Here is an 11080-nt window from a genome sequence, read left to right as displayed (position 1 = left end):
TTCAGGGTTTTGTAAGATATTTGCGGAGTTTCACCATGCCGATTTATGCGTATCGCTGCGAAGCCTGTGGTTTTGCCAAAGATGTGCTGCAAAAGATGTCCGATGAGCCGCTGACGGTTTGCCCGTCCTGCAGCAAAGCCGCGTTCAAGAAGCAAGTGACTGCGGCTGGTTTCCAGCTCAAGGGCACTGGCTGGTATGTCACCGATTTCCGTGGTGGCGCAGGTGCGACGGTGCCGCCGGCAAACGCTGCAAACCCGGCTGAGCCGGCAGCAGCAGGCAGCACCGCTGCCGCTGCGACCACTGCAGCCGCTGCAGCGCCTGCCGCCAGCACCACTGCGCCGGCTGCCAGCAGCGCCGGCAGTACACCTACTGCAGCGACCTAATGTCATCCAAGTAATTCAGCAAGTTGCCACCAGGCGCACGTACCTGGTACGTGTTGTCCGACAAAGAAAGCCATGCGTAAATATTTCATCACCGGTCTGCTGGTTTTAGTACCCCTGGCAATTACGCTGTGGGTGCTGAATCTGATCATTGGCACGATGGATCAGTCATTGCTGCTGCTGCCTGAACAATGGCGGCCAAAAGCATTGCTGGGGCATGATATTCCCGGTCTGGGCACGATCCTGACCCTGCTTGTGATTTTCCTGACTGGCCTGGCGACGCGTAATTTTATCGGCCGCCAGATCGTCTCGATATGGGAAGCCGTGCTGACCCGGATTCCGGTGGTCAGCTCGATCTATTCCAGCGTCAAGCAAGTATCGGACACCTTGTTTTCATCGTCCGGCAACGCCTTCCGCAAAGCCTTGCTGGTGCAATACCCGCGCCAGGGATCGTGGACCATCGCCTTCCTCACCGGGGTGCCGGGCGGCGACGTAAAAAACCATCTGTCCGGCGATTATGTCAGCGTGTATGTGCCGACCACACCCAACCCGACTTCCGGTTTCTTCCTGATGCTGCCGCGCGCAGACACCGTCGAACTCGACATGAGCGTCGATGAAGCCTTGAAGTACATCGTGTCGATGGGAGTGGTCGCACCTGAGCAGCAGCCCGGGAAAAAGCTGGTGATTGATACGCCGCCAGGCAGCGGCGTAGCAGGCGGTAATTAAGATTGACCATTTAGGATTGACGATTGCCACAACGGCCGCGCTTATATACTGATCTACAGCCTTAGTCATAAAATTAATATCTACAACATCTGAACTGCGAAAAACTGAATATGTCCATGCGAACCCAATACTGCGGCCTCACTACTGAGGCACTCCTCGGCCAAACCGTCAGCCTGTGCGGCTGGGTGCATCGTCGTCGCGATCATGGCGGCGTTATTTTCATCGACCTGCGCGACCGCGAAGGCCTGGTGCAAGTGGTGTGCGATCCGGACCGTGCCGAAGTATTCAAGAACGCGGAAGCAGTGCGCAATGAATTCTGCCTGCGTATTACCGGCGTGGTGCGTTTGCGCCCGGACGGTACCGGCAACAGCAATCTGAAATCCGGCAAGATCGAAGTGCTGGCGCATGACCTGGAAGTGCTGAACCCGTCGGTCACGCCGCCGTTCCAGCTGGACGACGACAACCTCTCGGAAACCACCCGCCTGACACATCGCGTGCTGGATCTGCGTCGTCCGCAAATGCAAAACAACCTGCGCCTGCGTTACAAGGTGACGATGGAAGTGCGCAAGTTCCTCGACGCTCATGGTTTCATCGATATCGAAACACCGATGCTGACCAAGTCGACCCCGGAAGGCGCCCGCGATTACCTGGTGCCGTCGCGCGTCAACGCCGGCCAGTTCTTTGCGCTGCCGCAATCGCCGCAATTATTCAAGCAATTGCTGATGGTGGCCAACTTCGATCGTTACTACCAGATCGTCAAATGCTTCCGCGACGAAGATCTGCGCGCTGACCGCCAGCCTGAATTCACCCAGATCGACTGCGAAACTTCCTTCATGTCGGAACAGGAAATCCGCGACATGTTCGAAGGCATGATCCGCCTGGTATTCAAGAACGCGCTGGATATCGACCTGCCTGACCCGTTCCCGGTGATGGATTTCGCCACTGCGATGGCGCTGTACGGTTCGGACAAGCCGGACATGCGCGTCAAGCTCGCCTTCACCGATCTGACCGCAGTGATGAAAGACGTCGATTTCAAGGTGTTCGCCGGCGCCGCCAATATGGACAACGGCCGCGTGGTCGGCTTGCGGGTGCCAGGCGGCGCCGCCATGCCGCGTTCCGAAATCGATGCTTACACCCAGTTTGTCGCGATCTATGGCGCCAAGGGCCTGGCTTACATCAAGATCAACGAAAAAGCCAAGGGCCGCGACGGTTTGCAATCGCCTATCGTCAAGAACCTGCACGATGCAGCGCTGGCGCAAATCATCGAGCAAACCGGCGCTGAAGACGGCGACCTGATTTTCTTCGGCGCCGACAAGGCCAAGGTAGTCAACGACGCCATCGGCGCCTTGCGCGTGAAAATCGGCCATAGCGAGTTCGGCAAGAAAGCCGGCTTGTTCGACGATACCTGGCGTCCATTGTGGGTGGTCGATTTCCCGATGTTTGAATACGATGAAGACGGCGATCGCTGGAACGCCTTGCATCATCCGTTCACTTCGCCAAAAGACGGCCACGAAGACTTTATCGAGACCGATCCAGGCAAGGCAATTGCCAAGGCCTACGACATGGTCTTGAACGGCTGGGAACTGGGCGGCGGTTCGATCCGTATCCACCGCGCCGATGTGCAGAGCAAGGTATTCCGCGCTCTGAAGATCGACGCCGAAGAAGCGCAACTCAAGTTCGGCTTCCTGCTAGACGCTCTGCAATATGGTGCACCTCCGCATGGCGGCCTGGCGTTCGGCCTGGATCGTATCGTCACCATGATGTGCGGCGCCGAATCGATTCGCGACGTCATCGCCTTCCCGAAAACCCAGCGCGCCCAATGTCTGTTGACGCAGGCACCGTCAGCTGTCGACGAAAAGCAATTGAAAGAATTGCATATCCGTTTGCGTATGCCTGAAGCGAAAGTGGTTTAATTTCGGCGGTCGACGATAACCGGGAAGTATCAAAAGAAAAGCGCGGTTTTCCGCGCTTTTTTTATGGATGGTCAAAACCGGTTTATAGTGATGCTTTATAAAACAACGGCGGAAACGACGGCGTTTCTACTGATTATTTTTGCCTATTTGCATGTATAAAATTCCCGAATCGGTTCTAGTTGTCATCTATACGGAAGATCTCCAGGTCTTGATGATGGAGCGAACCGACAAACCGGATTACTGGCAATCGGTAACGGGCTCCAAGGATTTCCCGGATGAGGCGTTGGACGCTACTGCGATCCGCGAAGTACAGGAAGAAACCGGGATTGTGGTCGGCAATGGATCCGGGGCGGTGCCGCTTACCCACCTGAGTGATTGGCGGCTTGCCAATGTATATGAGATTTACCCGGTCTGGCGTCATCGTTATGCGCCGGGCGTGACAAAAAATACCGAGCATGTGTTTGGCCTGCTGGTGCCCGCCGCGATCCCGATCACGCTGGCGCCGCGCGAACACCTGCAGTACCAGTGGTTGCCCTATCGCGAGGCGGCTGATTTGTGTTTTTCACCGTCGAACGCCGAAGCGATCCTGCAACTGCCTCACCAGATCAAGATCAGCAAGTAGTTTGCATCACCGAAGAGATCCATGAAACTGCGCATTGCAACTTACAACATCCACAAAGGCTTGTCGGCGCTGGGCAGCCGGCCGCGTGTGCATGCATTGAAGCAGGCCTTGGCGCGAATGGAGGCCGACGTGTTTTTCCTGCAGGAAGTGCAGGGCCGGCATGATTTGATGGCGGCGCGCCATGCGGCGCACTGGCCGGATCAGCCGCAGCATGATTACCTCGCCGGCGACTCGCATCACGCCGCCTACGGCATGAACGCAGTGTACGACCACGGCCATCACGGCAATGCCTTGCTGAGCCGCTTTGAAATCGGCTCGCAAAGCAATCAGGATGTATCCGATCATGCCTACGAGGCGCGCGGCATCTTGCATTGCGTACTGAAAACCGAGAGCGGCGATATCCATTGTTATGTGGTGCATCTGGGTTTGTTCGGCGGCGGCCGGCGGCGTCAGACTGCGGCCCTGATCGAAGCGGTGCGCAGCTCTTCGCCGCCCGGGGCGCCGCTGATCATTGCCGGCGATTTCAACGACTGGGGCAATCGTTTGAGCGAGTTGCTGAGAGCGCGGCTCGATGTCGCGGAAATTTTCGACGAACGGCTTGCCACCCAGGGCGTGATGCAGGGCGTCGGCTCTTACTTGCGGCAACTGATAGGGCGTACCCCAAAGTTGAAACCGGCGCGGACTTTTCCCGCCGCCTTTCCCTGGTTGCGTCTGGATCGGATTTATTTGCGTGGCTTTACGGTAGAATCTGCGGAAGTCCTGCATGGCGCGGAATGGGCAAAATTGTCGGATCATGCGCCTATCGTGGCGACTCTCAAATTGCGATAATTGCAGGCAGCGCTACCTTTTGCCATGACCTCAGAAAGACCAGCCAGATGCCATCTCTCCCCATACTTCGGGTCTTCACTATTGCATGCGCGCGGTAACTTTTAGCGCAGATAACCACATAGCGCTGTTGCATAACGGCGCTGCTTTTTTTCCGGCGCTGATTGCCGCCATCGACGCTGCCCGCGTCGAAATCTATCTGGAAACCTATATCTTCGCCGACGACGACACGGCGCAGCTGGTGCAGCAAGCGCTAAGCCGCGCAGTGCAGCGCGGCGTGGCGGTAAGAGTGATTGCCGACTGGCTCGGCACCGGCCGCCAGCGCTCGATCTCGCTGCAGCAGGAATTTCTGGCAAGCGGCGTGATGTATCGCGCTTTCAATCCCTGGTTTCGGCGCGGCGTGGCAAGAATGCATCGCAAGCTGTGCGTGGTTGACCGCCAGATCAGTTTTATCGGTGGCTTGAATATCATCGACGATATGGTTTCCGACGACGATCAGCGTTTACCTTTGCCGGCGCCGCGCTGGGATTTCGCAGTGAGTATCAGCGGCGCGTTGGTGAACACGATTCATGCGGAACTGGAGGCGCAATGGATGCGTCTGGGCGAGATGAAACTGCTGGCCCGTTTGCAGCAGTTCAAACGTCGCCGCGCCATCAGCAACGGCGCAGCACATGGGCCGGCCCTGGCAGGTCTGGTGTTGCGCGACAATCTGCGTAATCGCCGCACGATCCAGCGCGCCTATTTGCACGCCCTCGGCCATGCCCGCCAAAGCGCTTTGCTGACTAGCCCGTATTTTGCCCCGAGCCGGAAATTGCGGCGCGGGCTGGAAGAGGCTGCGCGGCGGGGCGTCGAGGTCACCTTGCTGCTGGGGGTAGGGCAATTCCGCCTGCAGGATGCAGTCAGCCATTCCTATTATCCGAAGCTGCTGAAGGCGGGCGTCAAGATTGTCGAGTACCGGAAAACCGCCTTGCATGCAAAAGTGGCGGTGGTCGATGACGAATGGGCCACCGTCGGCTCCAGCAATTTTGACGGTCTGAGCCTGCTGGTGAACCAGGAGGCGAACGTGGTGATCAGGGACGCCGATTTTTCGCGTGCGCTGCGGCTGCAGATAGAAAGCGGGATCGCCGAGGGCGAGCCGATATCCGTCAGCGCATTTCAGAATCAGTCCTGGCGCGCGCGCGCATGGCATGACGCGGCTTTTTTCTTGTATCGTTTCCTGATGCGGATTATCACTATCGGTAACGGCGAGCGCTGATAAGCGACTGACAATAGACTGAAAACAGACCGCGATGCGCAGCTACGCTCTGGTCTGCAGCCAGAGCCGCCGCTATATCTGAAGCCAGGAACCCTTGAACACGATAGGACCGGTCGGCCCCTTGGGATCCGGCGATCCGCCTTTCGGCTCCAGTGTCACCGCCAGCAGCGGCACGGTTTGCGGCGTGGCGTTATCCGGCAGCACCAGGGTGACGCTGCCATCCGCCGCCAGCAAGCCCAGCGAACGCGGCGGCCCGTCTTTCGGCACAGCCCACAACTGCAGACTCTTGTCGGCTGCAATCGGCTGCGGTGCAAGCAACTTGACTTGCAACTGGCCATTTTGCGCATCGCCGGTGACCACGGCAATCGGCCGCGCCTGATCGTTGCTCAGCATCGCGATATACGAAGTCACCGGCGTCACGGGTACCGACAATTCTTGTTTGGAGAGCAGCAGCGTGGTGAGGATGATCGCGGCGGTGGTCGAGAACAGGCCGAGGCCGCGCCAGAAACTCAAGTCTTCACGCAATTCAAACCAGCTTAGGCGTTTGGACTGCGGTTTGCTGTGTAACCCGAGCTTGGCTTCGATTGCCGGCCAGATAGCGGCCGGCGGCTGTGTCGACGACTGCGCCGGCGACACCAGTTCCGCCATCGGCTGCAAGCGATCCTGCCATTCGGCGACAGCCTGGCGCAACTCGGCGTGACGGCGCAGCAGGCCTTCAAAACGCCGGCGCGCACCGCCGCGTAGCGTGCCGATCACGTATTCGGCCGCCAGTTTATCCACCAGATCAGGATTACGCTGAATCTCCATCAGGCGCTCCCGAGTTTGCCAAGGCAGTTTTTCAAACTCGCCAGCCCGCGCCGGATCCAGCTCTTGACGGTGCCGATCGGCAGCTGCATCTGCGCTGCCACTTCGCTATGCGAGAGGTCGTGATAAAAAGCCAGGGCGATAGCCTGCCGATGCATGGCTTCCAGGCGCGCCAGGCAAGCCGCCAGCGCCTTGGCATCGCCGCTCAGCTGCAGCGCCTCCAGCGGTGTCGCGGCGGTGCTTTCCATAGCATCCATGACTTCCTTGTCAAATGTGTCGGCATCGATCTCGACGGCGTTGTCCGTGCGCCGTAAAAAATCGAATGCCTTGTTGCGGACGATGGTGGTGATCCAGGTCATGGGCGCCGCCAGGCTGGCCTGGTAGCTGTCGGCGTTGTTCCAGATATTGATGAAGCTTTCCTGCAGCACCTCTTCTGCCCATTCGCGCTTAACTAGTATACGCAGCGCGAAGCCGAACAGTTTCGGCCCGGTCGCATCATAGAGTGCGCGAAAGGCGAGGGGATCCTTGCGCACGACTGCAGCCAGCCAGATTTTCAGTTGTTCCGGCTGCAAGTCTTTAGATGGCAATTCGGCTTCCTTCATATGGACCTCGGCTGCCGCTGTTGCTCAGTTGGAGTAGCTCAGTTGGAATAAATAAGCGAATGGCGATTATGTTGTTACAGAATCAAGCTGCTTATGCCACAGATTAGCGCATGGTAACTGCCGCTGCAACAGCCGGGCCTTGTCGGTTTCGGCCACGTTCAAGTAAAAAGCCCGCTATAAGGTGGCGGGCTTTTATGCATCGGGGCAGGCAGGTAAATGCTACTTTTTCAGAGAGTCGCGGATTTCACGCAGCAATACGGTATTTTCCGGATCGGGCGCCGGCGCAGGCGGTTGTTCGCCCCGCAATTTGTTGATAATGCGGACCATCTGGAAAATCACGAAGGCCAGGATGACGAAATTCAACGCGATCGTGATGAAGTTGCCATAAGCCAGCACAGCGCCCGCTTTTTTCGCCTCCGCCAGCGTCAATTCAGTACTTTGGCCATTCAAAGGAAAGTAGTGATTGGCAAAATCAAGACCGCCGAAAATCTTGCCAACCACCGGCATGATGATGTCCTGCACCAAAGAGTCGACGATCTTGCCGAACGCGCCGCCGATAATCACGCCGACCGCCAGATCCATCACGTTGCCTTTGAGTGCAAAGGTCTTGAATTCCTGCATCATGCTCATGGCGCTGATTCTCCGTATTAATGTTGATATTCGGGAAGATACTGCGATCGCGACCGGATTAAAAGGATAAATTTGTCAATTCTTGTTATTTCCCGTCCCCTTATGGATGCTTGCTGCAGTGCAAGAGTGGGTTCCTGATGGGAATTGTCCCAAATTTAACAGCAGTTTCTATAGATTTAGCTGATTTTGTACGTGGCTGCATGTATTTCCTTTAAAACAGGCCTTAGCTTCGATATAATCTAGGGTTGCTAGAAGTTCCGTGCAAGTTTCGTATTTTGACTGATTGGGGTTGGTATGAGTATCGAAAAGCAGGTCGATTCCGGTCGACGTGGTTTGCTCGTGGCTACATGTGCGGCGGGCGGCGTAGCTGGTCTGGCGACGGCGGGGGCATTTGTCTCCACCTTTCAGCCTTCCGAACGCGCAAAAGCCGCGGGAGCACCAGTGGAAGTTGATATTTCTGGCATTAAACCCGGAGAGATGCACGTATTTGAATGGCGCGGCAAGCCGGTGTGGATTATGAAACGTACACCGGAGCAAATGAAGAGCCTGGAAAAAACCACCGCCGAACTGGCCGACCCGGAGTCGCTCAAGCCGTACACCATGGACTTGCCCGATTATTGCAAGAACAAGTCGAATAATCGCGGCCACGCTGGCCACGAGGATACGCTGGTGCTGGTTGGGATTTGTCCGCATCTGGGCTGTTCGCCATCAAACAAATTCACGCCCGGCCCTCAGCCTTCACTGCCTGATAATTGGGAAGGCGGCTTCCTCTGCCCTTGCCACGGTTCAACCTTCGATCTGGCCGGCCGCGTTTTCAAGAACAAACCAGCCCCAAACAACCTCGACGTGCCACGTTATATGTACCTGTCGGATACCAAGATCATCATTGGTAAAGACGAGAAAGGTGAGGCTTAATCATGGCATTCCACGAAAAACAGCTGCCGGCCGATGCTCCTATCGCCGACAAGGCCCTGAACTGGGTTGATGCGCGTTTCCCGCTGACATCGACCTGGAAAGCGCATCTGTCCGAATATTACGCACCGAAGAATTTCAACTTCTGGTACGCCTTCGGTTCGCTGGCGCTGCTGGTGCTGGTGATACAGATCGTCACCGGGATTTTCCTGGTCATGCATTACAAGCCTGACGCCACCCTGGCGTTCGCCTCGGTCGAATACATCATGCGCGATGTGTCCTGGGGCTGGCTGGTGCGCTACATGCACTCGACCGGCGCTTCGGCTTTCTTCATCGTGGTCTACCTGCACATGGTGCGCGGCCTTCTGTACGGTTCGTATCGCAAACCGCGTGAGCTGGTGTGGCTGTTCGGCGTCGGCATTTTCCTGTGCCTGATGGGCGAAGCGTTTATGGGCTATCTGCTGCCTTGGGGCCAGATGTCGTATTGGGGCGCGCAGGTTATCGTCAACCTGTTCGGTGCGATTCCTTTCATCGGTCCTGACCTGTCGCTGTGGATCCGCGGCGACTACGTGGTCTCCGACGCTACCCTGAACCGCTTCTTCTCGTTCCACGTGATCGCGATTCCGCTGGTACTGATCGGCCTGGTGGTTGCCCACATCATCGCCTTGCACGAAGTCGGTTCGAACAATCCCGACGGCGTTGAAATCAAGGAAAAACTGGATGCCAAGGGCGTGCCGCTGGATGGCGTGCCTTTCCATCCTTACTACTCGGTGCATGACGTGATGGCGGTTGCGGTATTCCTGATCGTCTTCAGCGCCGTGGTGTTCTTCGGCCCGGAAATGGGCGGCTACTTCCTTGAGTACAACAACTTCGTCCCGGCCGATTCGCTGAAGACGCCACCGCATATCGCACCGGTCTGGTATTTCACGCCTTACTATTCGATCTTGCGCGCGGTCACTTCGGATTTCATCGTTTACCTGCAAGCCGGCGTTGCGGCCTTTGTCGCGCTGCTGTGGCTGAAATCCAGCCTGAGCAGCGTGGTCAAGATCGCCGCCACTGTCGTCGGCCTGGCCATCATCGGCGCCATGTTCATATTCGACGCCAAGTTCTTCGGCGTCGTGCTGATGGGCGTCTCGGTCATGATCCTGGCCGGCCTGCCTTGGTTGGATCACTCCAAGGTCAAGTCGATCCGCTATCGTCCAAGCTGGCACAAATATATCTACATCCTGTTTGGGATTACCTTCGTAGTGCTCGGTTACCTTGGCGTGCAACCGCCATCGGCGATCGGCGGCTATGTGTCGAAGGTTTGCACCTTTATCTACTTCGGCTTCTTCCTGTTGATGCCATGGTGGAGCGCCGCAGGTACATTCAAGCCAGTGCCGGACCGTGTTGTCTATCATCCACACTAAGCACCCGCACTAAGCCAGAGGATAAGAACATGACATTGCTAAAAAGTGCGTTGATAAAAAAATTGATGGCGACTCTAGTGCTGCTACCGGCGCTTGCCTTTGCTAACGAAGAAGGCGGTTACCCGCTGGATCGCGCGCCGGAACAGGGCAATAACCTGTCGGCGCTGCAAAACGGCGCCAAGCTGTTTGTGAATTACTGCCTGAACTGTCACGCCGCAGCATCCATGCGTTACAACCGTTTGCAGGATATCGGCCTGAGCGAAGAGCAGATCAAGAACAACCTGTTGTTCACCAGCGATAAAGTGGGCGGCCTGATGACCATTGCGATGGCGCCGAAAGACGGCAAGGAATGGTTCGGCGCTACACCACCGGATCTGTCGGTGATTGCCCGCGCCAAGTCATCCGGCGCCGGCAGCGGCCCTGACTGGCTGTACACCTATCTGCGTACTTTCTACAAAGATGACAGCCGTCCAACCGGCTGGAACAACATGGTCTTCCCTAACGTCGGCATGCCGCACGTTTTGTGGGAACTGGAAGGAATTCGTACTGCCAAATACGAAGACGTGAAAGATCCGCACGAAGAGGGCAAGACCGAACACAAGTTTGCCGGTTTCGAGCAAGTCAAGCCGGGCAAGATGAACAAGGTCGAATACGATGTTGCCGTTGCCGATCTGGTGTCCTATCTTGCATGGATGGGCGAGCCTGCTCAGAATACCCGCAAGCGCCTCGGCGTCTGGGTTCTGCTGTTCCTCGGCATGTTCTTCGTTCTGGCATGGCGTCTCAATGCGTCATACTGGAAAGACGTCAAGTAGTTTTCATGCCCGCGATTTTGCGGGTATGCGTTTTGGGGTGAGCCGTATCGGGTCTCACCCTTTTGTTTCTAAGGAACTATAAAAATGATGGTTCTCTATTCGGGTACAACCTGCCCATTTTCACAACGCTGCCGTCTCGTTCTGTTCGAGAAAGGCATGGACTTTGAAATTCGCGATGTCGACTTGTTCA

13 protein-coding genes are annotated in these 11080 nt (G+C 56.7%); 10 read left to right on the top strand and 3 right to left on the bottom strand.

What is annotated here, in order from left to right:
• Positions 1-35 precede the first annotated feature (35 nt).
• From VNZ60_RS12985 to VNZ60_RS12960, 6 genes are all read left to right on the top strand, one after another.
• Positions 36-383: an FmdB family zinc ribbon protein gene (locus VNZ60_RS12985; protein ID WP_325659766.1), complete on the top strand. Its 348-nt coding sequence runs from the start codon at positions 36-38 to the stop codon at positions 381-383.
• 72 nt (positions 384-455) lie between these two features.
• Entirely contained in the window at positions 456-1106 is a 651-nt protein-coding gene (locus VNZ60_RS12980) for a DUF502 domain-containing protein (RefSeq protein WP_325659760.1), read from the top strand.
• 110 nt (positions 1107-1216) lie between these two features.
• Positions 1217-3019: an aspartate--tRNA ligase gene (gene aspS / locus VNZ60_RS12975; protein WP_325659758.1), complete on the top strand. Its 1803-nt coding sequence runs from the start codon at positions 1217-1219 to the stop codon at positions 3017-3019.
• A gap of 151 nt (positions 3020-3170) precedes the next feature.
• Entirely contained in the window at positions 3171-3641 is a 471-nt protein-coding gene (gene nudB / locus VNZ60_RS12970) for a dihydroneopterin triphosphate diphosphatase (RefSeq protein WP_325659756.1), read from the top strand.
• A 21-nt stretch (positions 3642-3662) separates the two neighbouring features.
• A complete protein-coding gene (locus VNZ60_RS12965) occupies positions 3663-4469 on the top strand; it encodes an endonuclease/exonuclease/phosphatase family protein (RefSeq protein ID WP_325659754.1) in 807 nt (268 codons plus the stop codon).
• An 85-nt stretch (positions 4470-4554) separates the two neighbouring features.
• The gene (locus tag VNZ60_RS12960) at positions 4555-5721 is read left to right on the top strand and encodes a phospholipase D-like domain-containing protein (RefSeq protein WP_325659752.1); all 1167 of its coding nucleotides are present in this window, start codon (positions 4555-4557) and stop codon (positions 5719-5721) included.
• Between the two features lie 72 nt (positions 5722-5793).
• Here the strand turns inward: VNZ60_RS12960 and VNZ60_RS12955 are convergent, their stop codons facing one another.
• The 3 genes from VNZ60_RS12955 to mscL all read right to left on the bottom strand — a co-directional run bounded on the left by VNZ60_RS12955 (position 5794) and on the right by mscL (position 7757).
• The gene (locus tag VNZ60_RS12955) at positions 5794-6528 is read right to left on the bottom strand and encodes an anti-sigma factor (RefSeq protein WP_325659750.1); all 735 of its coding nucleotides are present in this window, start codon (positions 6526-6528) and stop codon (positions 5794-5796) included.
• The gene (locus VNZ60_RS12950) at positions 6528-7127 is read right to left on the bottom strand and encodes an RNA polymerase sigma factor (RefSeq protein ID WP_325659749.1); all 600 of its coding nucleotides are present in this window, start codon (positions 7125-7127) and stop codon (positions 6528-6530) included. The genes VNZ60_RS12955 and VNZ60_RS12950 overlap by 1 nt, the downstream gene beginning before the upstream one ends.
• 219 nt (positions 7128-7346) lie before the next feature.
• Positions 7347-7757: a large conductance mechanosensitive channel protein MscL gene (gene mscL, locus VNZ60_RS12945; RefSeq protein WP_325659747.1), complete on the bottom strand. Its 411-nt coding sequence runs from the start codon at positions 7755-7757 to the stop codon at positions 7347-7349.
• A 294-nt stretch (positions 7758-8051) separates the two neighbouring features.
• Between mscL and petA the strand changes: the two genes are divergently transcribed.
• From petA to VNZ60_RS12925, 4 genes are all read left to right on the top strand, one after another.
• Positions 8052-8672 carry a ubiquinol-cytochrome c reductase iron-sulfur subunit gene (petA, locus tag VNZ60_RS12940; protein ID WP_325659745.1) on the top strand — a complete coding sequence of 207 codons (621 nt, stop codon included), beginning with the start codon at positions 8052-8054 and terminating at the stop codon, positions 8670-8672.
• Complete coding sequence (locus VNZ60_RS12935; RefSeq protein ID WP_325659764.1) at positions 8672-10078, top strand: cytochrome b; 1407 nt, start codon at positions 8672-8674, stop codon at positions 10076-10078. The genes petA and VNZ60_RS12935 overlap by 1 nt, the downstream gene beginning before the upstream one ends.
• A 29-nt stretch (positions 10079-10107) precedes the next feature.
• On the top strand, positions 10108-10890 hold the full coding sequence (locus tag VNZ60_RS12930; RefSeq protein WP_325659743.1) for a cytochrome c1: 783 nt from the start codon (positions 10108-10110) through the stop codon (positions 10888-10890).
• Positions 10891-10974: 84 nt separating this feature from the next.
• Positions 10975-11080: glutaredoxin domain-containing protein (locus tag VNZ60_RS12925; RefSeq protein WP_325659762.1), on the top strand; the 106-nt coding region annotated here is incomplete at its 3' end.

It is taken from the genome of Collimonas sp., from assembly GCF_035566375.1.
GTDB lineage: Bacteria > Pseudomonadota > Gammaproteobacteria > Burkholderiales > Burkholderiaceae_D > Collimonas.
Note: the sequence above shows the minus strand (reverse complement) of the source record. Positions and strands in the feature narration are given on the sequence as shown.

What these genes read in the sequence shown, in the direction of transcription:
- VNZ60_RS12985 (WP_325659766.1), top strand. Translation starts at nt 36, where the DNA reads ATGCCGATTTATGCGTATCGCTGCGAAGCCTGTGGTTTTGCCAAAGAT.
- VNZ60_RS12980 (WP_325659760.1), top strand. Translation starts at nt 456, where the DNA reads ATGCGTAAATATTTCATCACCGGTCTGCTGGTTTTAGTACCCCTGGCA.
- aspS (WP_325659758.1), top strand. Translation starts at nt 1,217, where the DNA reads ATGTCCATGCGAACCCAATACTGCGGCCTCACTACTGAGGCACTCCTC.
- nudB (WP_325659756.1), top strand. Translation starts at nt 3,171, where the DNA reads ATGTATAAAATTCCCGAATCGGTTCTAGTTGTCATCTATACGGAAGAT.
- VNZ60_RS12965 (WP_325659754.1), top strand. Translation starts at nt 3,663, where the DNA reads ATGAAACTGCGCATTGCAACTTACAACATCCACAAAGGCTTGTCGGCG.
- VNZ60_RS12960 (WP_325659752.1), top strand. Translation starts at nt 4,555, where the DNA reads ATGCGCGCGGTAACTTTTAGCGCAGATAACCACATAGCGCTGTTGCAT.
- VNZ60_RS12955 (WP_325659750.1), bottom strand. Translation starts at nt 6,528, where the DNA reads ATGGAGATTCAGCGTAATCCTGATCTGGTGGATAAACTGGCGGCCGAA.
- VNZ60_RS12950 (WP_325659749.1), bottom strand. Translation starts at nt 7,127, where the DNA reads ATGAAGGAAGCCGAATTGCCATCTAAAGACTTGCAGCCGGAACAACTG.
- mscL (WP_325659747.1), bottom strand. Translation starts at nt 7,757, where the DNA reads ATGAGCATGATGCAGGAATTCAAGACCTTTGCACTCAAAGGCAACGTG.
- petA (WP_325659745.1), top strand. Translation starts at nt 8,052, where the DNA reads ATGAGTATCGAAAAGCAGGTCGATTCCGGTCGACGTGGTTTGCTCGTG.
- VNZ60_RS12930 (WP_325659743.1), top strand. Translation starts at nt 10,108, where the DNA reads ATGACATTGCTAAAAAGTGCGTTGATAAAAAAATTGATGGCGACTCTA.